Origin of the sequence: Pseudidiomarina aestuarii (genome assembly GCF_048263735.1) — a bacterium.
Classification (GTDB): Bacteria; Pseudomonadota; Gammaproteobacteria; order Enterobacterales; family Alteromonadaceae; genus Pseudidiomarina; species Pseudidiomarina aestuarii_B.
In genome coordinates, this window is record NZ_JBLXDX010000005.1 from 14,679 (window position 1) to 40,261 (window position 25,583).

The window sequence follows — 25,583 nt, forward strand, 5'->3', positions numbered from 1 at the left end:
TGATAAGATTATTTTTTTATTTATATTTCATAATGTTATAAATCTATCTCTTGCATGAATACAGTTGAAAACAAAGAGAATTTAAAAAATGACTAAAACCTCGAGTAGCATACAAGTATCAATCAGCGTGCCTGAGCAGCTACTTCAGAGCATAGAAAAAAATCGAAACGGCATGAGTCGGTCTGACTATATCAGAAAAATTTTGGAAAGCTCTGAACTGTCAACGCAAGAAAGAAACGCCAATGGAGTAGTTTACACCCCAAATAATTTGGCAAAGTTTGTAGCTGATAAAGTTTTGTCTTACTATTTTTCGAGCCGAGAGCATCCTAACATTGATAGGTTGAGCATTATTGATCCAGCTTGTGGTGATGGAGAGCTTCTAGTTGCCATAACAGATGCCAGTAAATTTTATGAAAAATACGATAACAAACTCAGTTTGCAAGTTTTCGGCATTGATATTGACAAGAAGGCACTTCAGCAGGCTGAACGAAGATTAAAAGAATACGAGCATCTGCACCTTATTAATACTAATGCGCTATGTCCTTACAACGAATCAAATCATGAGGGTTGGCGTAAACTACTAGACAGATATTCTATTAAAGATGGATTTGATATTGCTATTGCAAATCCACCTTGGGGTGCCGACGTAGTTGATTATAAAGAAAATTTAACTGATGGGTCATTTACTCTCTTTAACAGGCAATTTGATACTTCGGATCTTTTTATAGAGTCAACTCTTAGAAACCTTAAAAAAAATGGATTATTAGCATTCATCATTCCTGACTCTCTTTTTTATCAAGAAAGGGAGCCTCTCAGGAAACACCTTCTGACTAATACAAGAATTCATTTTATTGGGCGATTCGGCGAGAAAATATTTAAAGATATTAACCGTGCCTGCGCTGTTATTATTTGTGAAAAGACCGAACATAATCAACAACATGATATAGATTGTTTCAGATTGTCAGTAGAGCAACGTAACTTAATTTTAGCTGGAAAAACGACTTTTCATGATGCTGAAAGCAAGCTGTCACATAAAGTTAAGCAATCTAGATTTTTATCTAACAACAATTACTTGTTTAATATAGATATAGATTCAGAGCTTGAAAGCACTTATAACAAAATTTCAGCCAAAAAAAGCGTTCTCGGTAATTATCTCACAAGTTCACGCGGTGTTGAATTGTCGAAGAAGGGCAACGTTATAAAATGCCCTAATTGTAGTAAATGGTCTGCATATCCCAGCAGCAACACTTTTAATTGCGGTCACTGTAAAAACGAGTTTATTAAAAGTGATTGTAAAAAAGAAGTAATTATATTTAAAAAACCTATTGATAGTTCAAACCCTCTCATTGTCGGTGAACACATCAATCGCTATAGACTAGAACCAGACTTGTGGATAGACACAACAAAAAGCGGAATAAAATACAAAGGTACAGAACTATATTCCGGAAAGAAAATGCTGGTGAGAAAGACAGGTATTGGTATATCTGCCTCTATTGATTACTCTGGCAGCATGACTAACCAAGTTGTTTACATATTTAAATTAAAGTCAGATTCTAAGTGCTATTTCCCGCTAGAGTTTTATTTAGCCTTAATCAATTCTCGACTAGCATTCTTTCTCATTTCAATGTCAAACGGCGAAATTGAATGGAAATCACACCCTTATGTAACTCAAACTCAAATACTCGACTTCCCTTTACCAGTTTTAGATATGCTTCCACTCTCGATTAAAGAAAGAATAAATTTGGTGACTAGGGAGCTTAGAGAGACTCTAGAAGCAAAAGACGTGGTTTCTAACTTATTAGATGCAAAAATAGAGCGACTTGTTGCAGACATATATGGATTAGATGAGTCTGACTATAAATCCATATATAAAGTCCTAGATAGTTCACAAGAACTGCTAACCATAAAGGCTCTAAAGAACATTTCGATTCAAGATATTTTTACCAGCGAGACGTTGTAATGGGATATCGATACATAGGCTCCAAATCCAAGATTCTGGATATCGTATTAAATAAAATTCAAAAGCTAGCTCCCGTTGGTTCTCACATAACTGACTTAATGACTGGTACAGCTACCGTTGCTATCGAACTTAGAAAATTGGGTTATAAAGTTACGGCTAACGATCTAATGACATACTCTTATCATCACGCAGTGACAGGATTAAAGTTCCAGAGAAGCCCTAGCTTTGAAGGTGCGTTTGAATTTATTGAGAATAATATAACCAAGAAAGAGTTTAGAGACGACAGCGTTTCGGCATATAGTAAATTTATAACTGCACTTAATAACTCACAACCAATCAAAGGATATTTTTGGAATGAGTTTTCTTTAGACGGTTCCCCCAAGAATACCGAGAAACCCAGAAACTATTATAGCAGTGAAAACGCAGCGAAAATTGATGGAATTCGCGCTAACATTACCAAATTGAAAGAGAAAAACTCATTAACAAATGTCGAACTTAGTCTAGTTTTGCACGACCTAATAATGGGTACAAACGACATTGCTAATATTGCAGGAACATATGGCCACCATATGGCGAAACTCTCTGGAAGAGCTTGTGATGATTTGCGGTTATATACTAGCGATTTGCTTTTATTAAATGACACAGAGAACCACACTGTATTACAAGGATATGCTGAGGATGTTTCATCTCAGATATCTTGTGATGTTTGCTACATAGATCCTCCATACATGAAACGTCAATATGCCGCTAATTATCATATATTAGAAACATTAGCGCGTGGAGACATTCCAGAAGCAATAGGTGTCAGTGGCTTAAGACCTTGGAGAGATCAATATTCGAATTTCTGTACAAAAACAAAAATCAGGGATTCATTTAGAAAAATTTTTACCAACATGAAAACCAATAACTTTTTAATTAGTTATAGCGAAGATGGCCTACTACACCTAGAAGACTTTATTGAACTTTTAACTCCTTACGGGCAAGTGGAAATTGATACCTTTTCACATAAAAGATTCAAAAGTAATAATAGCGCATTAAAAAACGAACTAACCGAATACTTAATACACTTACAGAGATAATTTAACAGTCACCTACCATGTAGGTGACTGTTAAATTAGGAAATAATATTTAATTAAGTCGCCTTGTCGAATAACTCAGCATGCCTTGGGTGCCATGTTATTTTATAAGGCTTACTATTTATCGTGATATCCAACGTAGCAGTGCCATCCTCTAAGTGCTCCATTCTACTTAAATCTATTGGAGACACATTAGCAAAGTGTAGCATCTTATGCATTTGCGGGCTTAGAACGACTAAGTTTTCTGGATTATCAGCGCCTCCTTCACCCAGCGGGATGAGATGATGAGCTTCAGTATAGTTTATTCCATCTTTCTTTTGAAAAACGAACTCATCACCAGTTATCTGGCATTTGTGATTGTATAGTGCTTTAAGTTTCTTGACTATTTTGGAGTTCCGATCTCTGATTTTTATCACTCGCTCGGATAACTTAGCTTCACCTTTTCCGAAATCTTCATCGAACCAACTATCAATAACTTCGGTTTCGTCAGACTCTTTTACTGGAAAACTGGCTTCGCTTTTCGGTTCAGACACTAAACTAGGTTGTTGAGCCAAATTAGTACTAAACGGGAATTTAATATCTTCAGGACACAAGAAAACGTCTCCGGCGTCAAAACTCAAAACGCCTGAATATCCTTCATTAAATGCTGCCGAATCAAACATCCCGCCAAATTTTGCTAGATCACCATCTCGCACTGGCAGCGCAGTCGTTCTATCATTAAGATACCAACCAGCCCAAACTTCTCCATCATAAGTAGAAGCAAGAAACACCATTAAACCTGTAGGACACTGATGTCTATCAGTATCATCAATTGGCTTAGGGAAGCCATTTACGGGAAGCCAAGCCTTAACTCTATTTGAACTTCTAGACTGTAATTTCTGACTAGTAATACTAACTGACGCAGCACGTCGCTGATAAATTTTTAATTCTTGGTCAGCATTTCCCGATTTACTGATACCGATACTGTATACGGGGAAGTTCCAGCATGGCCCTTGCGTAGCAGTAGTTCTTTTGACATTTATTATAGGCTCAAAAAAACTCTTCCAATCTTCTAAACGAACCGACTTAACAGGGAAATCTATATAAGCCTGCCCCCCGCCACCAGTTTCCATTCCTGGTGGTTTATTAATATTAAAAAAATCGGCGTGAGTTAAATTTCTATACACTATACTTTTTACAGATTTCATAGTAACACCCTGAAAAACAATACATCCCTCTGTTTCCATTCTGTGTTTTTTCAACTCGGATCGCAAGTATTCTGCTTAAATTTGACAGTTCTAATTTTTATTAATGCTTAGTAGCCTAAAGATAGGAAACTCATTGAACCATTCGTGGGGGTATATAGGGGTGGTTATAAGGTATAAGTATGCCTGCTGAGCAAGTCGCTGTAAATCTGTGGGATTAATCATGGATGAAAGTGATCTATTAGGGATATTAACAGCGAAGAACCAGAATTATTGTTACCAACGGAGTAAAATTGATCCACTGAGGGTGCGGCCTTTTTCTTGGATCAGTTTTCACCCGTTGTTGACACTAAAGCGGTCGATTAGCGAGAAATGATTCTTTAATGTGACTCTCGATTGTCTATGAATGCTAACTCGGATTTTCTATTTGTAAGTTTTAGTATGATTTTTTTTCTGATCAACTAGCCAATGGACGTCGCTTTCGCGTCTCAAATATTGTCGATGATCATAGTTTCGAAGTGTTTGGCCAGCTTAATATGCAAAACAGGTGGCATAAAAACTGAAATCTCATTGAAAATATGGTGTTATTTGGGGGAAAGGTCAGAGGTTCGGGTTTGATCTGGAGAAATTAGAGCTTGTTTACTCAAAACAACTCGTTCCTGAGGAACCAAAATATATGGTCATGTCTTTTGCTGCCGCGTAGGCCACGACAACATATGTTGGCGCCAGAACAGATTCGTTCGATAACCATGACGAGGGCCTGTTAGCTGTGATTAATCCGGAACTTTTGCTGGAAGATTTTTTAACCGTAGCCGACATCGCCCGGATCAAAATTAACCGGGATCAGGTTTCGGTTGAAATACTTCCAGCGCCACATCGGCCGCCGAGCCGCCTGCCAGCTGGTAAAATGGCAATATACGTATTTGTTTACGGGGACACCACACTTAAAGTCGGGAAAGCTGGCTCTAACAGCCAGGCTCGTTACATTAGTCAGCATTACAATGCTGGTAGTTCCCCTAGCACGTTGGCTGCAAGTCTCCTGAAGCGGGGCGGCGAGATTGGAGTGTCAAATCTGGACAATGACTCGGTCTCGGAATGGATCAAGAGTGAAACCGATCGAATCAACTTTGTCTTAGACTCTGAGGTAGGGATTGATGGCCTTTCCCTCTTTGAATCATTCCTGCATTGCCGCCTCAAGCCAGTTTTTGAAGGATTTTCGAGTCAACGATAAGACAAAGACGGCGGTATTAAATCGCCATGTTGTGAGGATGTCATGAGTACGAACCCAATTAAAGCTGCCATTCCGTTATGGTATGCCCAAATGATCTGGGCGAAAGAGTTAATTCGACTAGGATTAGGACTATCGAAGGCAGAAGACATTCTTTTGAGAGAGAATCGTGGCTGCAATTTAGTACCTGGAACTGCTTGGTATATTCGAACTCATGGCACGGGTGTAGATATTTTAAAAAATACTGATGTTGGCGGAATCGATTTTGATTTTGACAAGCCCGATCCAGATCCGTGGCGAATGCAAATCTTTGTTGAGAGGCAAGTGAAAGATGGAAATTTGCCCTACGAAAACTATCGTGAATTACTTGATGATGAAGAACTAATGAAAAAAGCTATTACTGAGGCATTGTCACAAAATGCACAACAAACGCTGGCGTACCGAGCCTTTGAGCAAGGCGTTAGGCATCTATGTTTAGTGCAATGAATCAGCACAAGTATCTCGATTTGATTGAGATACACGAAACTTATAAAGACTGCCTCAGGATCGTGCTAGCTGAGGCAGGTGTATCTGATGTCGCCCCGCAAATGTCATCAGATGAAGAACCCAATGAGGCGCTACGAAAGTTACTTAACGAGAGCAAGCGCATAGAGATTGCTGACAACAGTGCCCGCTATGAAATTGTATTCGATGATTACATAGCATATGCAGTTACCAATGAAAGCTATGCTGGTGGCATCGAAGGAAGTTTCGAGGGTAGGCTTGCACGAGTTTATTCGGAGTCAGCGTTTTTGAACTATATTAGCCAAGCAACATTAGCGTCGGCAGATTATCCTCGCTCTTTTGCACACTATGGCTTTTGCTGCCTCAACCAGATCATAGATGTTGTATCTGAACGACCGCCAACGGTGAGATTGCTCAGTGCCTGAAAAGGTCAACCATCGCGACGTTATACGACAGTAGGAACGGAATCCGCTAATGTTTCAAACTATCAAATCTCGGATAAAAATTGATAACGCCATATTCACCTTCGGTGAGACGGAAACTAATGGTACAAAACAGAATGAATACTTGGTTTTTTGTGCCGGTGCCAGTTCACATCACGTTGAATGGCTGTCACCAGTGAAGGGCAGTTCCCTGCATTTATTAATAATCACGCTTCGCGAGATAATGAATCAGGGATATAAAGGAAAGGTTAAAATCAAAAAGGGTTGGTCTAGCGTTAATTTGCAGTTTTTTGGTGTAAAGCCCAACAAAGGCATAAAAGTTAAAGCTAATTTTTCAAGCTTTTTGTTTTACAGTAGCGCCTTTGGCAGTTCTTATATAACTGAATCAGTAATGGTTCAGTTAGTGTCGAATCTGGAGGACATTGCTGCGTTGCAGGATGCCGCACATCAAGGCGCGCACGAATAGGCAAGGGAGCAGGGAATTTGTGAGTGAAACGATAGCTTTCGAACAGAAACTCCTTATCGAAATCAGAATTGGCGAAAGCCACGAACGAGTTCATGCGGCTTGGCGGGATGATACCAACGAGGGCTTTCTGATTTGCAATGAGATAAATTTAATATTTAATGACCAATCGATCTTCGAGATTAAACCATGTGAAGTGGAGGTTGCTGGTCGATATCCAAGTCTCAGTTTGTCGGTAAACAGAATCGATTCAACGAATCTTCACAAGCGCTTCCAAGCGAATGATCTGCCGATGAAGATCAAAGAAGTTGTGCAAACCGATTACTTGGGTGAGGATACTCCGAATCAGCTTGAAATTGTTCTTCAGAATGCCAGCAAGATTATTATCAGGCACGTTTTCCCACCCATGACTATGGGTATAAGACTAGAGTAAGTGGATATGCCTCTAAACCCTCTGGGTTTGCGAGTGTGTGACCTCTCTCAGAATCAGTGACATTAGCCATATTGGATGGCGCGCGACATGAACAAGGATGAAATGATGAGTGATACCTCGGAATTAAAGGGTTTAGGAGGTTGGTTGATAATTATCGGTATTGGGGTTTGTATGAGCCCAATTGGTATAATTGTCGAGCTTGGACCAATGTATTACAGCATTCTTGCCGAAGGTGTAATTCCAGCGTTAAGCAATCCTCTTTCTGAGTTTTATAATCCATTATTAGTGCTTTTGATTTTTGGTGAACTCGTCATTAACTCGCTAATGGCAGTAGTTTCCGTGTATCTCATTTATCTATTTTTCTCAAAGCATTATCAATTCCCAAAAGTTTATATAGCGGTAACCATTATATCGGTAATTATTTTTCCACTTGATGCATGGTTGGGTTCACTGGTATTTCCAAATCAGCCATTGTTTGATGACGAAACTTTGAAGTATTTCTTCAGATCACTTGTTGCAGCGATGATTTGGATTCCATACATGCTTGTCTCTGAACGAGTGAAAGCAACTTTTGTGGAAAAGCGGCCGGAGAACCAACTGCAGCCAACTACCGACACCATCGGCTAGTTAAAGCCTCAGTTCTATATTTTCGACACGAACCTTGGAAAGGCTACCGTCTCTCAAGCTTTGTCATGTTAGGTCGACACGGCACTAATTAAGATTAGTGTCTAAGTAGATGATCGCCCATACTCATGTTTAGCGTCTAAACATAGAGTTCAAATTATGCAAAAGCCAGCGATCCCAGAAAACGAAGCAGAACGCCTTCACGCACTAAAAACTCTTTGTATTTTAGATACGGGACATGAGGAGCGGTTTGATCGAGTGACACGGATGGCCAAGCGGCTGTTCGGCGTTGACATAGCGCTCGTTAGCTTGATTGATCAGAATCGGCAGTGGTTTAAGTCAAATCAAGGATTGGATGTTGACGAGACACCGCGCGATATATCGTTCTGTGCTCATGCAATCAATCAGGATGGACTGTTCATCATACCCGATGCGGTCGATGATGAACGTTTTTCCAATAATCCATTAGTGACTGCGGGGCCAAAAATTCGGTTTTATGCTGGTTACCCTTTGAAGTTACGGCCGGGCCTAAAAATCGGAACGTTGTGTTTAATCGATTCTAGTCCTCGTGACATGAGTGACGAGGATCGACAACTTCTCGCGGATCTGGGTGCAATGATTGAGCAGGAAGTGAAGTCCATCCAACTGGCAACGTTAGATGAGTTGACTTTGATATCCAACAGGCGCGGTTTCCTAACACTCGCTAATTATTCTATCGGTATGTGCAGACGCCATGAGGTTCCTTTTACCCTCGTAGTTTTTGATCTGAACAAATTCAAACAAATTAATGATAAGTATGGGCACCATGAAGGTGATTATGTATTGAAAGCTTTCGCGCGGCTCATGCTTGAGACGTTCCGAGAATCGGATGTTGTTGGTAGATTAGGAGGCGACGAGTTTACTTTAATGCTGTCCAATACGGCTGAAGATCAAGTCGCTTCAATACTTGCTCAGTTTGCTCAAGCCGTCGAGGAAGAAAACGACTCGAATCAGAAACCTTTTAAAATTGAATACAGTGCCGGTATCGCTAGTTTTGCTCCAGACAATGACCTAACAATAGAGAGCATGATTAAGGTAGCTGATGCAGCGATGTACGAGCATAAACGGAGATGAGTGAGCTTTTCGAATCGGCGACGTTACGCTCGGCTGTTTTGACGGTGTTAGGGCATACACAAATTTCGACTAGCTAACATCAGCAAGCCAGCCTAAAATAAGACCATAATACAGGTCATATTTGAGGTCTTTATGCAACACGTCCTTGCTGATTTCTCCGTAAGTATTTCAGAGTTAAAGAAAAATCCGTCTTCGCTGCTGAGCGAAGCCAGCGGTTCCCCAATTGCCATTCTGAACCATAATAAGCCAACCGCCTACCTGATACCGGCGGCGACCTATGAAGCTATCATGGAAGTGGTTGAGGATTACGAACTCGGCAAGCTGGTCGAAGAACGCCGCGCTGAGCTATCTGATGCAGTGACGGTGTCATTGGATGACTTATAAGCTCAAGTTTGTACCTTCCGCACTCAAGGAGTGGATGAAGCTGAGCGCTCCAATCAAGAGCCAGTTTAAGAAAAAGCTTGAGGAGCGCCTCATTAATCCGAGGGTTCCATCAGCAAAGCTTGGTGGTTATAGCTCCGTTTATAAGATCAAGCTGCGTTCAGCCGGTTACCGCTTGGTTTATGAAGTAATTGACGACGAAATAATCATCATTGTTCTGGTTGTCGGTAAACGGGAAAAAGGCCAAGTTTATAAGACGCTTAAGGATAGAACTTAGAGAGCATCGCTTTACCTTTTCTATTTGTGCTAATCTCAAACAATCGCTCAAATAGGACATAACCCAGTGAAACCAATAACTCCTTACCTCGTTTGCTTCGTGCTACTCATCTCGATCACCCAATCAAACAGTGTGTCAGCACAAGAAACTGATGCCGCTACTGAGCAAGAGCAGGCTGAACAGCCGGTTCCAGAGCCGACGCGCTTTCGTTCTGAGCACAAAGGAACGTTTAATGGTGAGCGACTCAATTACACGGTGGACGCGGGTGAAACCTATCTGCGGAATGCAGAAGGCGAGCCTACTGCGGCTATTTTTTCCTTTGATTATGTGGCGGATAGTAAGCAGCAGCGTCCAGTAACCTTTATTTGGAATGGTGGTCCTGGGTCGTCGTCTACTTGGTTGCACATGGGTGCTTATGGACCGAAGCGTATTGTTGTACCCAGTGATGCGGAGCATCCCGGTGTAGCGCCTTATACTATTAAAGACGCTCCCGAAACCATTCTTGATGTCACTGATATGGTTTTTGTCGATCCCGTCGGTACCGGATTTTCGCGAGCAATTGGGAAGGGCAAAAAAGAGGACTTTTGGGGGCTGACTGAAGACGCGAACTCCATGGCCGCTTTTATTGCTGAATGGCTGACGCAGAATAATCGTTGGAACTCGCCACTATTTTTGTTGGGTGAGAGCTTCGGTACCACGCGAGCGGCTGCGGTTGCGAAAGTACTGCGTGAAGACTATGTCATTAACGTCAACGGTATTGTGTTTGTGTCACAAGCGCTCGACTATCAAGGGTCGACGCCTTATGTCGACGACAACATCATTTCCTACATTACCTATATTCCAACCATGGCGGCGACTGCGTGGTATCACGGTAAAGTGGAGCAATCCGGTGACTTCGAAGCCTTTATTCAAGCGAGCCGTGAATTCGCAACACAAGAACTCCTTCCAGCCCTGTTTCAAGGCAATTTACTGAGTGATGAGAAACGTGCTGAGTTGGTCAGCGAGCTGCAGCGCTTCACTGGCTTAAGTAAGGAATACATTGAGCGGGTTGATTTGCGTATCAATGCATTTAGATTTGCCAAGGAACTCAAGCGCGAAGAGGGTATTGCAGTCGGTCTTCTCGATAGTCGCTACACCCTTGATGAGCGCGATGACGTTGCACCACGCCCGGGTGAAGATGCGGCGGGAGCTATTTCGCCAGCCTACAAAGCCTCGCTGATGCACTATATGCGTAATGATTTGGGTGTGGATTGGAATCGTCCTTATTTGAATCCGGCTGACCCAGAGCTGTCTGGAAAGTGGCACTGGAGTCCTCGGCCTGCAGGTAGCTCGTGGGAACCACATTACGTGAATACGGCTCCTGATCTAGCGGCTGTGCTACGCAGCAATCCTGCGTTAAAAGTCATGGTTGGTTCGGGCTATTACGACCTAATCACACCATTCTTCGACGCCGAGTACACGCTCAACCGACATGGCATTGCCGCGAACGACATCATCTATCACTACTATCACGGTGGCCACGTGATGTACGTGCATGAACCGGCACGAAAGGCCCTACTCGAAGACACCCGTGAATTCATCAAGGCGCAGAGTCAAACTTCTGACTAAACTAATTGAGTTTGATGCCACAGGAGAAAGGACATGAAACTTGGATGCTTTTCAGTCAGCTTGACGGTTAAAGATTTAAAAAAGTCGCGGGAGTTCTACGAGAAGTTGGGATTTACCGTTTATGCCGGTGAGGAGTCGCATCGGTTCCTCATTATGAAGAATGGCGATACCAACATCGGTCTATTTGAAGGCATGTTCGACAAGAACATTCTGACTTTTAATCCCGGTTGGGATCAGGATGCATCGCCGTTGGATTCGTTCACGGATGTAAGAGAATTGCATGAGCAGCTCAAGGCCAAGGGCCTGGAAATTCTGCATCCTTCACTTGATTCAGACAGCGGTCCAGCAAGCTTCTCGGTCATTGATCCGGACGGAAATCCAGTCCTTTTTGACCAACACGTTTAAAGCAAAAGACCGACACGGAGGCCGCACTTGATGTTCAAATATCTGAGAGGATTGTTCTCTGATTTTTGACACGCTCATGGAAAAGTATCGATGTCTATAAAGTCTTACCGAATTGTTGGAGGAGCTCTAGCCATGACTCTCATCGGCTGTGCATCTTCCCCTGAAACGACATATCAGCCGCCTTGTTTCGACACAGTGGACGAGGCGAGAACATTAGGGAGTGCGATCTTCCTAGATGGCTTCAACGAACGAGTCAATTATTGGCTAAATATTGACAGGCAGTCGCCGAGGGTTAGATTTGGCTTGGCGTACGATGGCTTTGATGAGACTAAATATTGTCCAAGTGGAGGCTATCCAATAGTCATTATCTATGACGATGAGTTCGGTCATCACAAAGAAGAACGAGTCATGAAAACGGCGCAAATGGTGTTGAAAAACATGATTCGTCAATCAGTAAAGGAATCTTAAAATGAAAGGATATACCCACGGTTTGTTACTGGTATTATTTTTAGTTGCAGCGATTGTTTGCTATGTGATCGGCATTCCATCCGGAGCTGTAGGTTTTGTCCTCGCAGGCATCGCGTTCGAAGGTCTATTTTGGTTTGGAATTCTCGGCCGCAAACGGAACTCTGAGTAGTCTAAATAAGGACACAGCTATGAGCGGCGAAAAAATTAACTACGTCGAGTTCCCAGCAACTGATATTGAGGGGACTAAAACGTTCTTCAGTAAGGCGTTTGGTTGGACGTTTGTCGACTATGGTCCTGACTATGCATCCTTTCAAGGTGCGGGTTTAGATGGCGGATTTTTTCGCTCTGAAAAGTCTGCTACAGTTGCATCGGGAAGCGCTTTGATTGTGCTCTACAGCAAAGAGTTAGAGGCATCACAACAGCGGGTTGAAGCAGCGGGTGGCACCATAATGGTACCGATCTTCGACTTCCCAGGCGGGCGTCGATTCCACTTTAGTGACCCAAGTGGCAATGAATACGCGGTTTGGTCTGAGTAATTCGGAAAAATAACTACAACAAGGACGACTATGAATATTAATATGACTTACATCGGACAGGGCATGATCCTGTTCATGATTGTCACGGTTATCGTGACTTATTTATTGGGTAAGCGGAAAACACAGAATGCTGGTTGGGCAGCCTTTGTCGGATTCTTAACCGCCTTCGTGCCACCCATAGCATTGCTTTACATGATTGTTTTAGTCATGAAAAAGGACGTCAGCCCTTCTCACGACTAGCACGTGCAGCATGCAGCTTTTGGTAGCTTTCGATAAGACGTAGATGCTTTTCCAAGCCCTCAAGCTGCATATTGGTTGGCTCTAAGCCAGCGAAGCGCACACTGCCTTCAACCGAACCAATCACTTGCTCCATCACCTCAGTGCTGAACATTCGCGTCAGATTGTGTCGGTAATCGTCCAATTCTAACGAATCATCGAGTTCTATCTCTAAGACGGCCTGCATGGCGCGATAGAACAACTGGCGGGCAACCGTGTTGTCGTTGTACTGGAGGAACTCTTCAACGCCTTCCAATGCCTCTTCATGCTGTCCGAGTGCAAGGTAAATCAGTGTTTTTAGTTCAAGAATAGTCAGTTGACCCCAGACCGTATTCTCATCAAATTCAATGCCGATTAGCGTGATGATATCCATATATGGGTCGAGTTGGCTCTCTTCGAGGCGCTCGACTAAGTCACGCAACTCATCATCACTCAAACGATGCAAATTAAGAATAGCTTCCCGATATTGCAGCGCCACATTGGTATTGTCCCAAACTAAGTCTTCAACTGGATACACTTCAGAGAAACCTGGCACCAAAATACGACATACTGGCGCGCCCAAGTCAGTATGCACGGTCATGTAAACTTCTTTGCCAAGGTCAGCCAAGATGCCAAACAAGGCATCGGCTTCTTCTTGGTTAGTCCCCGCAAAATCCCAGTCGACAAAGCTGTAATCGCTACGCGCACTAAAGAAGCGCCAAGACACCACACCTGAGGAATCGATAAAATGCTCCACAAAGTTGTTCGGCTCTGTGAGTTCCATGGAATTAAAGGTGGGAGGAGGCAGGTCGTTCAAGCCTTCAAAGCTGCGGCCTTGCAGTAGCTCAGTGAGGCTGCGTTCAATGGCTACGGCCATACTTGGATGCGCACCAAATGAGGCAAATACGCCGCCCGTGCGTGGATTCATCAAGGTCACGCACGCAACAGGGAATTGACCGCCCAGCGACGCATCTTTCACCAATACTGGAAAGCCCTGAGCTTCGAGCGCTGCAATGCCTTCAACTAAATGCGGATAACGTGCGAGAACCTCAGCAGGAACATCCGGTAACGCCAATTCTTGCTCGAGGATCTGCTTTTTCACCGCACGTTCAAAAATTTCTGATAAACACTGCACTTGCGCTTCCGGCAATGTATTACCCGCACTCATACCGTTGCTTAAGTACAAGTTCTCGATCAAGTTCGACGGGAAATAAACGGTCTCGCCGTCAGAGTGACGCACAAACGGCAATGCACAGATACCGCGATCGACGCGACCAGAGTTGGTATCGATTAAATGAGAACCACACAACTCATCGTCGGGGTTATAGATGTCTAAGCAGTAGTCATCCAGCAAACCGTCAGGCAACGAGTCATCATCGGTAAGGGCGAACCACTTTTCATTGGGGTAATGCACAAAGTCGCTATTCGCAATCGCCTCACCGAAGTACTGATCGTTGTAGAAGAAGTTGCAGCTCAGACGTTCAATAAACTCACCCAAGGCTGAAGCCAGAGCCGCTTCTTTCGTTGCGCCTTTGCCGTTGGTGAAACACATCGGCGAGGCCGCGTCGCGAATATGCAGCGACCATACGTGGGGCACTATATTCCGCCATGAGGCAATCTCAATCTTCATACCCAAGTTCGCCAAAATAGCTGTCATATTGGCGATCGTGTCTTCAAGCGGTAAGTCTTTCCCTTCAATATAGGTGCGCGAGCCGTCAGTCGGGCTGCCCATCAACAAGGCTTGGGCGTCTTCGTCGAGGTTTTCGACCACTTCAATTTGGAACTCAGGACCCGTTTGAACCACTTTTTTCACGGTGCAACGTTCGATGGAACGCAAAATCCCTTCGCGGTCCTTGTCAGAAATATCTTCTGGCAGTTCTACCTGAATCTTGAAAATTTGGTTGTAGCGATTTTCAGGATCCACAATATTGTTCTGTGACAACCGAATATTGTCGGTCGGAATATCGCGCGCCACACAATAAACCTTAACGAAATAGGCGGCACATAGCGCTGATGACGCGAGGAAATAATCAAATGGACTCGGTGCAGAGCCGTCGCCTTTGTAGCGAATCGGTTGGTCCGTAATGACTGTGAAGTCATCGAACTTTGCTTCGAGTCGGAGGTTGTCGAGAAAATTGACTTTGATTTCCATGAATAGCGTACCAGCGTTGATGGGTGAGACGTCATTGCGTTGCGGTCGCTATTATCGCTTTTTTGCACCCATTAGTCTTGCCTAATCGGCGTCATTGTCCGCATAACCACTGCCAATCGCGCTAAACGGCAACTCTAATCCCAATTCTGGAACTTGCAGCGCAATCCATGCCGGGAAAGTATTACTATTCGGGCCAGGGACTGCAGTATATTCGTTAGCCCACGGGTAACGCTCAGCAGCAGCTTGAATTTCTGGAATCAGTTCAGCCGCGCGCTCACCTTGCAGCGAGTAAATTTTTTCGGGTTCAGCACCATACCAGAATCGATCTGGAGTAGCGGTTTGATAAACGCGCAGAGCAGGCTGTCCGCTTTCGACACGCCAACCTACTACTTCATAGACTGTGTATTCACTAGCATTTTCGGGCTTCACAGCAATCCACGTGTGGACAGCAAACCAACCTCGCCAACCGAAGGCGTCAGCCGCATACGCTTCAATCACAGCTTCAGACGTCACTTCTGGATTTGCCGCAATACCAGCAGGATCGCGTGACGCAGAGCGCCAGTCATTGCTGGAACAACCGACCAACCAAATAGCTAAAAGAGCGACTAAAATACGTTTCACAATTCACCTTTCACTTATGCTGAATCTATTACTAGCTATAAACGCATAAATTTTTAAAAAGATCGCTTACAATCGATGCCTTACACAATTTTAAAGACCACCAACGTGGGAGCCAGCTATGCATTATGTTTTGATTTACCAAGTTGCAGATGACTATTTAGAGCGTCGAGGCCTGTTTCGCGAGAAGCATCTTAAGTTGGCCTGGAATTATGCAGAGCGCGGCGAGCTCATTTTGGGCGGGGCTGTCGGTGAGCCAATCGACCGAGCGCACCTGGTGTTCAATGTTGACTCGAAGGCAGCGGTTGAAGCTTTTGTGCAGGCTGATCCATATGTTCAGAACGGTTTAATCAAGAGCCACCAAATTATGCCGTGGCATACGGTTGTCGGTGATCTGGCAGCCAACCCAACGCGCTAACTATGGTCGATAGCCACAGTCGGCTAATATGAGCTATGATTGATTGCAGAGAATGCGGAGAGATTTTAAATGCGAATCAATCAACTAGCGCAAAAAAATAAGACATACTGGGGTGGGGTGACATTCGCCGCAGTATTGTACTGTGTCATTATGCTCATGGTGGTTGAGCAGCTTGCTGATGGTATTCAAGCGGGTGCAGAACGTGAAGAGCGTGCACAAGTCGAAGATCAAGCAGAGTCAATCAAAGCACGATTAGAATTATTTATATTTTCAGACATTTACACTGCTAACAGTATATCCACCTTGCTATCGGTTGATCCCGACTATGTACTGCGCAGGTTCGATGAGTTGGCTGGAAACGCTATAAGTCGAGGGTTTTATATCCGAAATATTGGTCTTGCTCCTGATAATATAATTCAACGCATTTATCCTTTAGAAAGTAATGAAAAAGCATTGGGTTTAAATTTTTCCGACTATCCTGAACAACTTCAAACGGTTAATTATGCGCGTGAACAGCAATCAGTATTTTTAGCTGGTCCATTAGAATTGGTTCAGGGTGGGTTAGGTATCATAGCGAGATTTCCAGTTTTTTCAGATTTCCCCAATAATCAGGATTACTGGGGGACAGTTAGTGTTGTTATAGACGTTGAACCCTTTTTAGAGGCATCTGGACTAAATAAATTCTCTCGACAACACAAAGTAAGTATCCGCGGTGTTAATGGGAAGGGAGCTGCTGGAGCCCTATTTTGGGGAGATGCCGATACCTTCGAGAACGCTGACTTCATGCAACGCATAGACTTGCCAAGCGGCAGTTGGCAAATGGCCGTGAAAGTGGGGTCCACTTTCGACGTTAACTGGTGGCAACGACCTATGATAGCGCGAGGTATAGGTTACTCTATCGGTCTTTTCATATTGTTATTGATAGCGACTTTAGTACACTCATTTCGCTTGGCTCGCTCAGCCTCCTACTCTGATTCACTAACGGGTCTGCCAAACCGTCGTTTTGCAGTAAGGGAATTACAAAGAACTTTGAAGAGACTCAGCGCAAACGAACAAGCAGCCGTCATGTTAATGGATCTTAATGGCTTCAAAGCCGTAAATGATGAACATGGACATGAGGCGGGAGATGAATTGTTGCGCGGTGTTGCTCTGACCATGCGGGCTGCTCTCGATGATGACGTTACGCTGGCGCGTTTAGGTGGTGATGAATACCTTGCGATAGTGCCTGACACGACTGAGCGAAAAGCTGGTTTGATTGCGAAAACCCTGCTCGATACCATCCACAATTATTATTTGAATTACCATGGAACAGAGTTGCATGTCGGTTTGAGTATTGGACTAGCAATGTGCCCGAAAGATGCGACTACAGCGTCTGACTTATTGAAAGCGGCAGATGAACGCATGTACGCCGACAAAAAACGCCGAAAAACGACAAGCTAACCGCAATTTATCGACAGAATTGGACCGACCTTCGGTTTAGGGATTGCATTTTGATGCTGAATTCCTCTACAGTGCTGCATCATTAAAAAATATAACAACAACGAGAGAAGTGTTATGACGGTTGCAACCGATACTCGAGGTGCTTGGGGCTCCAAAATTGGCTTCATCCTCGCCGCCGCAGGTTCTGCAGTTGGCCTTGGCGCCATTTGGAAGTTCCCTTACATTGCTGGCCAAAATGGTGGCGGTGTTTTCTTACTAGTCTATTTGGCGTGTGTATTCTCAGTAGGTGTCGTGATGATGCTGTCTGAGATGATGATTGGTCGTCGCGCAAAGAAATCTGCGACTTCAGCCTATCGAGCGCTTGGTGGCGGTAAGTGGCATTATGCAGGGTGGATATCGGTTCTCTGCGTCTTCCTCATTCTCGGTTTCTATTCCGTTGTTGGCGGTTGGACCATTGCCTATATCTTCGAAGCTGTGCGTGGCGACGTCCTCACCACAGATGGCGCCGAACTAGAAGCGGCCTTCGCTAGTTTCATTGGTGACCCGCTTGCAGCGTTGATTTACACCTCGATTTTTGCGTTTATCACGGCATCGATTGTTATAGCTGGCGTGCAAAAAGGTATTGAGCGTATTTGTAAGATCCTCATGCCAACCTTGTTTGCCTTGTTGATTTTCCTCGTGATTCGCAGCTTAACGCTACCGGGAGCAATGGACGGTTTAATTTATCTGCTAACACCGGACTGGGGCAAACTGTCAGTCCGGATGGTGCTAGATGCATTAGGCTTAGCCGTGTTCTCACTATCAGTAGGTGCAGGCTTGATGATTGCCTACGGCTCTTATCTCTCTAAAGAAGAGAAAGTGGTGAATGCAGGCTTATGGATAGCATTTTTAGCCATTTTGGCATCCGTATTGGCAGGTCTAATGATACTTCCTGCAGTATTTGCGTTTGGCGTCGATCCTGCGGCTGGTCCTGGCCTAACCTTTATCACTATGCCAGCATTGTTCGCACAAATGACTGGTGGCCAGTACCTTGCTATTTTGTTCTTCTGTTTGCTGTTGTTTGCAGCTATTACATCAGCGATTTCGATTCTCGAGCCAGCTGTTGCGTTCTTGATTGATGAATATGACCTACCGCGCAAAAAGGCCACGCTCATTGTCGCTATCAGCAACTACGTGATCTTGAGTGTACCTGCCGCGTTGTCGTTTGGTACCTTGGCTGGCGACTTGATGATATTCGGTAAGACACCGTTTGACTTGATGGACTTCATTGCCTCCAACGTACTCATGCCAATTGGCGGCATGTTAGCGGCAGTCTTTGTGGGCTGGCGCGTGTGGCCTGAAATCAAAACCGTGTTGGTCAAGGAAATGCCAGAGTGGTGTACTTACGTATTCCGGTTCGTGGCCGGTGTGTTGTCGCCTGTCCTCATCGGAGCCGTAGCCTACTTCCTGATCTTTGGCTAAGCAGTCCTACAGATACGAAAAAACCGCACGTGGTAACACAGTGCGGTTTTTTTATGCGGATTACCGAGGTCGATTAGTTTCCGCCACTTAACAACTCATTCAGCGAGCTGGCGCGACCGTCAGGTCGAGTTACGGCACAGGGGCTGCCTGAATCGGCACAGCTTTTGCCACGAATCCGCGAACCAATTGAGCGGCTATCGTACATGCCAGAAGTTTCCAACCTGTCCACTAAGCCCTGAATTTGCGTTTGGTACAAGCTCGCATCTGCAGTGACTTGAATACGTTCTACGTTTTCAGCTGCGCTCATGCGCGCGCGTAGGCGCTCATCGACCTCAACCGAATCCGCATCAATACTACGAGACACTTCGCGGAGATATTGCTTGGCTGGGCTAAATCCGGCAATCGTGAGGCGACTGTATAAATCACCGGCGCCGACTAAGTCTTGGTCGACCGCAGTGCCGGTATGCTTCAGCCGCGCTAGTGCAAACATGGCGCTCACGAGATTTTGGTCAGCGGCGGCTTCGATTAGCGTGAGCGCCTCGTTGGTGGCTGCTTCGTTACCCGATTCCAGTAATAACACTGCTTTTTTGTATTGGGCTGGGGCGTACTCGAGTTTAACGGCTTCGTCTAACAAGTCATTCGCTTCTGTAATGTCTTGTTCGACCACGTTACCCGTGCGATACCAGTCAGACAGCAAATACATGGACAATGCGCTGCGATAGCGCACGCCTTGACGCGCAAACTCGAAAGCCAGTTCTTCATCTTTCTCGAGTCCGTCACCACTTGCGTAGGCCATTGCAACTACTGCAGCAGCGTCGCCGCTGCCGTTACGAGCAAGCTTCACTAGTCGGCGCATCTCATTTTGACAATCGCCGCTCGGACACACTTCAATATGGCTGGTACTAGACGCTTCCGTGGCGACCGCTGGGGTCACGCTCAGCGCGGCGGCAACGAACAGTGCGGATATGGATAAACGCATGACAAACTCCTGAATGAATTACGCGCATACTATCAACTTTGGACAGTACGAGGTCAATGAAGGATTTGTTCAAAAGTGCAACCAAATGCTAATGACAACTACATATCATTAACATTCGGTTGGGATAGTATTCTTGGTTAGGTCACAGCGTTACGCTGTTGCCAGCGCGAATCTAAATGCGCTTCAGTGGCAATAACATCACGAATAATTTGTACCGCTAACCAGATTTCATGATAGCTGGTGTACAGCGGCGTAAAGCCAAATCGAATGTAGTTAGGCGCTCTAAAATCAGCAATCACACCACGTTCAATGAGAGCTTGGCACAAGCCATAGGCATGGTCGAAGGCGTAGGCCAGTTGACTGCCGCGCTGGGCTTCTTGCTCGGGTGCAATACACTGCAGCATTTGTGTCAGGCCTGCATCGTGTAAAAGATCATGGAATAGTCGAGCCAGTCGTAATGATTTATCGCGAACATCTTTCAGATCGACTTGATCGAATGCAGTCAACGCACCTTCCACTGCAACCATGGCGGTCACGGGCGGGGTACCAGCTAAGAACTGTCGAATGCCGGCGGCGGGTTGGTAGTTATTGCTAAACTCGAATGGTTGCGCGTGTCCCATCCAACCCCTTAGTGGTTGCTGCATGGTTGCATGATGGCGCTCCGCAGCATACACAAATGCCGGCGCTCCAGGTCCACCATTAAGATATTTGTAGGTGCAACCTACCGCGAAATCGACCTGCCATTCGTCCAAACAAACCGGCATTGCGCCCGCGCTATGGGCTAAGTCGACTATCACGAGAATATTGTTTTCGTGCGCAAGGCGAGTCAGTTCGGCAATCGGCAGGCGACGACCCGTACGAAAGTTAACCTCAGTGACCATGAGAATGGCCACATCATCATTCAAGGTTGAGCTGAGTTCTTTTTCTTCGACTAACTGCAACTCGCAATTGCCTTTACCGAGCAGGTCCTGCAGACCTTGCACCATATACAAATCGGTGGGGAAGTTATCGACAGTTGAGATGACTTTATGACGACGTTGACCTCGCGCGGTTTGCACTGACAATGCAGCAACCAGCGCTTTGGTTAAATTCACTGAAATAGAGTCGCAGCAGACTACTTGGCCTGCAGCAGCACCAATCAGTTGACCAATGCGGTCACCGACACGAATTGGTAAATCGATCCATTGATGTGCGTTCCAACTGGTGATGAGGTCTTGTCCCCATTCTTGAGAGACTGTTTGTTGAACGCGTTCTTGGGCCGCGTGAGTGAGCAGTCCGAGGGAGTTGCCATCAAGATAAATGGTGCCCTCGGGAATCACAAAGCGTTCGCGAACGTGCGCTAAAATGTCTTCTGAATCAAGCTTGCGCGCGGCCGCTTCATTTATCATTTAATACCTCATCAAGCAGACGAACAAATTCAGCAAAGGCCCGTGTACCAGGATGTACAAAGTCAAAATGTCCAGCTTCGGGAACTATAAGTTTACGTGCTTTAGGTAAAGCATCGGCTTGAGCTACTGGGACAATCGAATCGGCGTCACTGTAGAGCAAAACGGTATTATCTACGGCTTCATGTTGTGACGGGCTAGCCACCATATATTCCACCGGCAATTCGTCGGGCTTACCACCCATAAATGCTGCAGCCGCTTGCTCACAACCACTCTCTCCAGCACCGTACGCGGTCATATCGGTAATGGCTGCTAAACCAATGACTGCGCGCAAATCGAGTTCAGTCTCTTGTGCCGCTAGCAATGCCAAGTGGCCGCCAGCTGAATGCCCGGCTAAAGCCACTTTAGAGAGATCTAGTTCGCCCGGAGCTGCGGACTGTAGCGCTTTTAAACCAGCTTGAATGTCCAGCATCGAATAAGGCCAACCACCACCGGTTTCACCCGTCCGACGATATTCAATGGACCACACAGCATACCCTTCTTGCGTCAAAGCCGTCGCCAAGGCATGCGTATGCTTGCTGTCGTAAGACGAGAGCCAGCAACCGCCATGTACAAACGCCACCACAGGGACCGGTGATTCGGGCGTCGCTTCGCGTGGTAACCACAGTTCGGCAAACTGAAATGGCGACTCACCATATGCGAACGTATCGAGGGGTGTACCTGTGGCTAGTTCGGTGACCGCGGTGTAAGTGACTTGCGGCTCGGTTGCGGCATACTCTTGAGCGTTTGCAGGCTGCGCCAGAGCTCCGCCAGCAAGCACGGCTAAAACAGATAAAATTGCTGAAAGGTTTGAGTCGGTGCGCATGTGTACTACCTCTGAATCAATGCTTTGGTGTAGTGCATCTGAATGCTAAAAAAACAGGGAAAAACCATACAAGTTATCCCCTGTAAAGACAATAAAATCTTCGGAAAATCCATGCGAAGAGGCGTACAATAAGTGGCACTTAATCGAGTATCTGCAAGGATTTCGCATGACTCATCAGCATATTGTTGTGGTTGGGGGTGGCGCCGGCGGTTTAGAGTTAGTCACGCGCCTCGGTAAACACTATCGAAAGGACTCACAGGTTCGTGTGACACTGGTCGATAGAAACCTGACCCATGTCTGGAAGCCCTTGCTGCATGAGGTGGCTGCTGGCGCATTAGATGCCGATCTCGATGGCGTTGATTATCGGGTGCAAGCAGCGGTGGCGGGGTTTCACTTTCAACCTGGCGAACTGACAGCAGTCGATCGCAAGCAGCAACGCATAACGTTAGCGCCTATCTGCAATGACCAAGGCGAGGCAGTCGTCGCGAGTCGCACTATCGAGTACACCAAGTTAGTGCTGGCGGTTGGTTCTGTAACCAATGACTTTGGTACCGAAGGCGCTGCGGAGCATTGCTATTTCCTCGATAGCGTCAAGCAGGCAACACGCTTTCATCACACCCTAATGAATACCTTTCTGTCGTTGCAATCCCAGCGCTATCCACAGCCTTTGCAAGTTGCGATTGTTGGCGGTGGTGCCACCGGTGTTGAGCTCGCCGCTGAATTGCATAAATCGGCGGAGTTGATCCGCGCTTATGGATTTGAAGACTTTGAGCTCACGCAGTTACAAATCACGCTGATTGAAGCCGGACCGAGAATCTTGCCCGCATTACCAGAGCGTCTCGCTTTAGCAGCGCAACATGAACTCGAGCAGTTAGGCGTGAAGGTGCTAGTCGATACCGCCGTCACTCGAGTAACAAAAGAGGCATTTGAAACCAAGGCCGGAACATCAATTCCAGCCCCACTAAAAATTTGGGCTGCCGGTGTGAAAGCGCCCAATTTCCTGAGCGCTATTGAGGGGCTTGAATTCAATCGCGCCAATCAAGTGGTCGTGCGCGAAACATTGCAAGCCAGTAACGACGATAATCTGTACGTCATTGGCGATTGTGCCGCGTTTACTCAAGCGGACGGTAGTCGCGTGCCGCCGCGGGCACAATCTGCGCATCAAATGGCGACCATGTGTGGCCGCAATATCATTCGGCAGTTGAGTGGTAAGAAACTGCAACCTTTTGTGTATCGCGATCGCGGCTCGTTGGTGTCGCTGAGCAGCTATTCTGCAGTCGGTAGTCTGATGGGGAATTTGACGCGCGGTGCCATGATGGTTGAAGGCTGGCTAGCCCGTATCATGTATAAGTCGCTGTATCGCATGCATCAAGTGGCTGTGCATGGCTACTTTAAGACATTTCTCTTCATGCTCGTGCAAGGCATCAACCGCCGCCTAAGGCCAAAACTGAAACTCCATTAAATTAAGCCGGATTCGATGGCTTTGAGCACTGCTCGGGTGCGGTCACGCACGCCGAGCTTGGCGAGAATAGTGGAGACTTGGTTCTTGACCGTGCCCTCAGATTTAAACAGGGCTTCAGCTATTTCACGATTGCTGCAGCCCGCGGCCAGCAACCGTAGGATTTCAATTTCTTTGTTACTCAGCGGCTCGACTAGAGGTTCGTTCTCATGCTGGCCCCGCAAACCTTGCAAGCCTGATAGAATGCGTTCCGTAACGGTCGGATGGATCAAGGTTTCGCCGTTCGCAACGGCGAGAATGCCGTTGATCAGAATATCGAGCGAAACATCTTTCAGTAAGTAGCCTTTGGCGCCGACTTCAAGCGCTTTGAGAATGAGTTGATGGTCATCAAAGGTAGTCAGCATGATCACCGGACATTTGAAGCCCTGCTGCTTCATGGCTTCAACTGTAGCAATGCCATCACGACCCGGCATACGAATATCCATCAAGACGACATCAGGCTGGCTGGTTGCCATAGCCGTCAGTGCGGCATCGCCACTGGATGCTTCGCCGATAACTTGAACGCGGTCGTCTAACTGGAGCAGGCTAATGATGCCCTGTCGAACGAGGTTCTGGTCATCCACCACCAACACGCCAACGGTCATGAGTCGATCCTCGCTTGCGCTTGTATGCGAACAAACCCGCCTTGAGTATCAATCTGACAATTACCACCAAGAGCTTGCCAACGCTCGCACATGCCAGTTAAACCGTTCCCGTAAGTAAGGGCTGTGCTTGCTTTACCATTATCAACAATATCTAGCAGCACCAGATCTTGATTTTGTTGCAGGGTGATGGTCATCTGCGTGGCGTAACTGTGTTTCAGTGTATTGGTAATGGCTTCTTGAGCCGTTCGCAGCACCGCCTCTGCAAGGCGTAGGTCGGTCACTTGAATGGGCTCATCACAAACCACGTGCACCTGCACTGGAGTCACCGTGGTCGCGAGCTGTTGCAGTGATTCGCAGAGCTTCAAGTGACCAGAGTCACGCATGTCCGATACAGCTTCGCGAACATCAGCAAGTAGCAACTTCGCAATCGCGTGACAGCGTTCAACCTGCTCACGCGCTTCGCCCGTGGTTTTGTGGCTAGCGATTTGAAGGTTGATAGTCAGTGCCGTCAAATGATGTCCGAGCAAGTCATGGATATTGCGGGAAATCCGTAAGCGTTCATCTTGTTTGCTAGCAGCTGCCAGCAGCGCTTGGGTGGAACGCAACTCACGGTTGACGGCTTCTACTTCAGCTCGAGCTTTGCGTTCGGTTAATTGCGCCTGCATGGTCATCATGGCGAATAAATTGAACGTCCAGAACAGTACAGCGGTCAGCAAGCTCCCCGAAACATTCCAGTAGTAGCCGTAAATCAACCATAAGGGAATGGTCCAAACCACCGACAAGGCCACAGCTCGATTAAACGGCATAAAGTAAGGGATTTGCGCGGCCCAAATAACCGCATAAATTGCGACATAGTTAAATGGCACCAGGAAATAGCAGGCAATAATAATGCCGTACTGGCCAATAACAGCCCACACGCGTTGGCGCACAGTTCGAGTTGGGTGGTCATCCGTGGTGGCATATTCAAACAAGCCAAAAAACACCAGCATCAGCGCAGCGGTACCACCCACATGCAACCAACCAAACCCGTTTATCGCAAGAAACCAACAAGCGCTCGCACTCACCAGCAGCCAGGTAATAAAGGCTGCGAAGCGGTCGAGTCCGAAGTGCTGATGAAATTTTTGTAGCCACGTTTTCATGTCAGCAGTATTGCACGTTGCGGTTTCGAGGCAATAGGCCGAAAGTCATTTTTCATCTTGTGACT

The 25,583-nt window shown here is 46.0% G+C and carries 29 protein-coding genes; 21 read left to right on the forward strand and 8 right to left on the reverse strand.

The genetic code is table 11. From position 1 onward, the window contains the following. Positions 1–88 precede the first annotated feature (88 nt). Positions 89–1,960, forward strand: a complete 1,872-nt coding sequence (locus ACN0S4_RS10940) for an N-6 DNA methylase (protein ID WP_417657712.1) — start codon at positions 89–91, stop codon at positions 1,958–1,960. After that, positions 1,960–3,039 (forward strand): DNA adenine methylase, encoded by a 1,080-nt coding sequence (locus ACN0S4_RS10945; protein ID WP_417657713.1) that lies wholly within the window; start codon positions 1,960–1,962, stop codon positions 3,037–3,039. Before ACN0S4_RS10940 ends, ACN0S4_RS10945 begins: the two co-directional genes overlap by 1 nt. 53 nt (positions 3,040–3,092) lie before the next feature. Here ACN0S4_RS10945 and ACN0S4_RS10950 read toward each other — a convergent pair whose 3' ends face one another. Continuing rightward, positions 3,093–4,223: an HNH endonuclease gene (locus tag ACN0S4_RS10950; RefSeq protein WP_417657714.1), complete on the reverse strand. Its 1,131-nt coding sequence runs from the start codon at positions 4,221–4,223 to the stop codon at positions 3,093–3,095. A 766-nt stretch (positions 4,224–4,989) separates the two neighbouring features. Between ACN0S4_RS10950 and ACN0S4_RS10955 the strand changes: the two genes are divergently transcribed. From ACN0S4_RS10955 to ACN0S4_RS11025, 15 genes are all read left to right on the forward strand, one after another. Beyond that, positions 4,990–5,451, forward strand: a complete 462-nt coding sequence (locus tag ACN0S4_RS10955) for a hypothetical protein (protein WP_417657715.1) — start codon at positions 4,990–4,992, stop codon at positions 5,449–5,451. Between the two features lie 42 nt (positions 5,452–5,493). Further along, positions 5,494–5,934, forward strand: a complete 441-nt coding sequence (locus ACN0S4_RS10960) for a DUF6896 domain-containing protein (protein ID WP_417657716.1) — start codon at positions 5,494–5,496, stop codon at positions 5,932–5,934. Beyond that, positions 5,919–6,377 carry a hypothetical protein gene (locus ACN0S4_RS10965; RefSeq protein ID WP_417657717.1) on the forward strand — a complete coding sequence of 153 codons (459 nt, stop codon included), beginning with the start codon at positions 5,919–5,921 and terminating at the stop codon, positions 6,375–6,377. Before ACN0S4_RS10960 ends, ACN0S4_RS10965 begins: the two co-directional genes overlap by 16 nt. A gap of 49 nt (positions 6,378–6,426) precedes the next feature. Then, entirely contained in the window at positions 6,427–6,861 is a 435-nt protein-coding gene (locus ACN0S4_RS10970; protein WP_417657718.1) for a hypothetical protein, read from the forward strand. 19 nt (positions 6,862–6,880) lie between these two features. Further along, positions 6,881–7,291: a hypothetical protein gene (locus ACN0S4_RS10975; protein ID WP_417657719.1), complete on the forward strand. Its 411-nt coding sequence runs from the start codon at positions 6,881–6,883 to the stop codon at positions 7,289–7,291. Positions 7,292–7,378: 87 nt separating this feature from the next. Beyond that, a complete protein-coding gene (locus ACN0S4_RS10980; protein WP_417657720.1) occupies positions 7,379–7,918 on the forward strand; it encodes a DUF2569 domain-containing protein in 540 nt (179 codons plus the stop codon). Between the two features lie 156 nt (positions 7,919–8,074). Then, complete coding sequence (locus ACN0S4_RS10985; protein ID WP_417657721.1) at positions 8,075–9,028, forward strand: sensor domain-containing diguanylate cyclase; 954 nt, start codon at positions 8,075–8,077, stop codon at positions 9,026–9,028. Between the two features lie 132 nt (positions 9,029–9,160). Further along, on the forward strand, positions 9,161–9,412 hold the full coding sequence (locus ACN0S4_RS10990; protein ID WP_417657722.1) for a type II toxin-antitoxin system Phd/YefM family antitoxin: 252 nt from the start codon (positions 9,161–9,163) through the stop codon (positions 9,410–9,412). Next, entirely contained in the window at positions 9,402–9,686 is a 285-nt protein-coding gene (locus ACN0S4_RS10995) for a type II toxin-antitoxin system RelE family toxin (RefSeq protein WP_417657723.1), read from the forward strand. The genes ACN0S4_RS10990 and ACN0S4_RS10995 overlap by 11 nt, the downstream gene beginning before the upstream one ends. A gap of 66 nt (positions 9,687–9,752) precedes the next feature. Then, complete coding sequence (locus ACN0S4_RS11000) at positions 9,753–11,294, forward strand: S10 family peptidase (RefSeq protein ID WP_417657724.1); 1,542 nt, start codon at positions 9,753–9,755, stop codon at positions 11,292–11,294. 33 nt (positions 11,295–11,327) lie between these two features. Then, positions 11,328–11,699, forward strand: a complete 372-nt coding sequence (locus ACN0S4_RS11005) for a VOC family protein (protein WP_417657725.1) — start codon at positions 11,328–11,330, stop codon at positions 11,697–11,699. Between the two features lie 132 nt (positions 11,700–11,831). After that, the gene (locus ACN0S4_RS11010; RefSeq protein ID WP_417657726.1) at positions 11,832–12,167 is read left to right on the forward strand and encodes a hypothetical protein; all 336 of its coding nucleotides are present in this window, start codon (positions 11,832–11,834) and stop codon (positions 12,165–12,167) included. A gap of 1 nt (position 12,168) precedes the next feature. Beyond that, the gene (locus tag ACN0S4_RS11015) at positions 12,169–12,336 is read left to right on the forward strand and encodes a hypothetical protein (protein WP_417657727.1); all 168 of its coding nucleotides are present in this window, start codon (positions 12,169–12,171) and stop codon (positions 12,334–12,336) included. A gap of 19 nt (positions 12,337–12,355) precedes the next feature. After that, the gene (locus ACN0S4_RS11020; RefSeq protein ID WP_417657728.1) at positions 12,356–12,703 is read left to right on the forward strand and encodes a VOC family protein; all 348 of its coding nucleotides are present in this window, start codon (positions 12,356–12,358) and stop codon (positions 12,701–12,703) included. 30 nt (positions 12,704–12,733) lie between these two features. Further along, positions 12,734–12,943, forward strand: a complete 210-nt coding sequence (locus ACN0S4_RS11025) for a hypothetical protein (RefSeq protein WP_417657729.1) — start codon at positions 12,734–12,736, stop codon at positions 12,941–12,943. Here ACN0S4_RS11025 and ACN0S4_RS11030 read toward each other — a convergent pair. Both ACN0S4_RS11030 and ACN0S4_RS11035 read right to left on the reverse strand, forming a co-directional pair. Next, positions 12,924–15,110: an OsmC domain/YcaO domain-containing protein gene (locus ACN0S4_RS11030; protein ID WP_417657730.1), complete on the reverse strand. Its 2,187-nt coding sequence runs from the start codon at positions 15,108–15,110 to the stop codon at positions 12,924–12,926. The two genes, ACN0S4_RS11025 and ACN0S4_RS11030, sit on opposite strands and share 20 nt — an antisense overlap. Before the next feature lie 81 nt (positions 15,111–15,191). After that, complete coding sequence (locus tag ACN0S4_RS11035; protein ID WP_417657818.1) at positions 15,192–15,734, reverse strand: DUF3750 domain-containing protein; 543 nt, start codon at positions 15,732–15,734, stop codon at positions 15,192–15,194. Between the two features lie 115 nt (positions 15,735–15,849). Between ACN0S4_RS11035 and ACN0S4_RS11040 the strand changes: the two genes are divergently transcribed. From ACN0S4_RS11040 to ACN0S4_RS11050, 3 genes are all read left to right on the forward strand, one after another. Then, a complete protein-coding gene (locus ACN0S4_RS11040) occupies positions 15,850–16,146 on the forward strand; it encodes a YciI-like protein (protein ID WP_417657731.1) in 297 nt (98 codons plus the stop codon). A gap of 69 nt (positions 16,147–16,215) precedes the next feature. After that, entirely contained in the window at positions 16,216–17,586 is a 1,371-nt protein-coding gene (locus ACN0S4_RS11045; RefSeq protein ID WP_417657732.1) for a diguanylate cyclase domain-containing protein, read from the forward strand. A gap of 114 nt (positions 17,587–17,700) precedes the next feature. Then, entirely contained in the window at positions 17,701–19,047 is a 1,347-nt protein-coding gene (locus ACN0S4_RS11050; protein WP_417657733.1) for a sodium-dependent transporter, read from the forward strand. Positions 19,048–19,120: 73 nt separating this feature from the next. Here ACN0S4_RS11050 and ACN0S4_RS11055 read toward each other — a convergent pair whose 3' ends face one another. The 3 genes from ACN0S4_RS11055 to ACN0S4_RS11065 all read right to left on the reverse strand — a co-directional run bounded on the left by ACN0S4_RS11055 (position 19,121) and on the right by ACN0S4_RS11065 (position 22,276). After that, on the reverse strand, positions 19,121–20,026 hold the full coding sequence (locus ACN0S4_RS11055; RefSeq protein ID WP_417657734.1) for a tetratricopeptide repeat protein: 906 nt from the start codon (positions 20,024–20,026) through the stop codon (positions 19,121–19,123). Positions 20,027–20,163: 137 nt separating this feature from the next. Further along, the gene (gene kynU, locus ACN0S4_RS11060) at positions 20,164–21,414 is read right to left on the reverse strand and encodes a kynureninase (RefSeq protein ID WP_417657735.1); all 1,251 of its coding nucleotides are present in this window, start codon (positions 21,412–21,414) and stop codon (positions 20,164–20,166) included. Next, a complete protein-coding gene (locus ACN0S4_RS11065; RefSeq protein ID WP_417657736.1) occupies positions 21,404–22,276 on the reverse strand; it encodes an alpha/beta hydrolase family protein in 873 nt (290 codons plus the stop codon). The genes kynU and ACN0S4_RS11065 overlap by 11 nt, the downstream gene beginning before the upstream one ends. 166 nt (positions 22,277–22,442) lie before the next feature. Here ACN0S4_RS11065 and ACN0S4_RS11070 point away from each other — a divergent pair, with 166 nt between their 5' ends. Beyond that, a complete protein-coding gene (locus tag ACN0S4_RS11070; protein WP_417657737.1) occupies positions 22,443–23,738 on the forward strand; it encodes an NAD(P)/FAD-dependent oxidoreductase in 1,296 nt (431 codons plus the stop codon). On the opposite strand, the gene ACN0S4_RS11075 is transcribed toward ACN0S4_RS11070, so the two are convergent. Continuing rightward, complete coding sequence (locus ACN0S4_RS11075) at positions 23,735–24,379, reverse strand: response regulator (RefSeq protein WP_417657738.1); 645 nt, start codon at positions 24,377–24,379, stop codon at positions 23,735–23,737. The genes ACN0S4_RS11070 and ACN0S4_RS11075 overlap by 4 nt on opposite strands. Beyond that, a complete protein-coding gene (locus tag ACN0S4_RS11080) occupies positions 24,376–25,518 on the reverse strand; it encodes a sensor histidine kinase (RefSeq protein ID WP_417657739.1) in 1,143 nt (380 codons plus the stop codon). The genes ACN0S4_RS11075 and ACN0S4_RS11080 overlap by 4 nt, the downstream gene beginning before the upstream one ends. Positions 25,519–25,583: the final 65 nt, after the last annotated feature.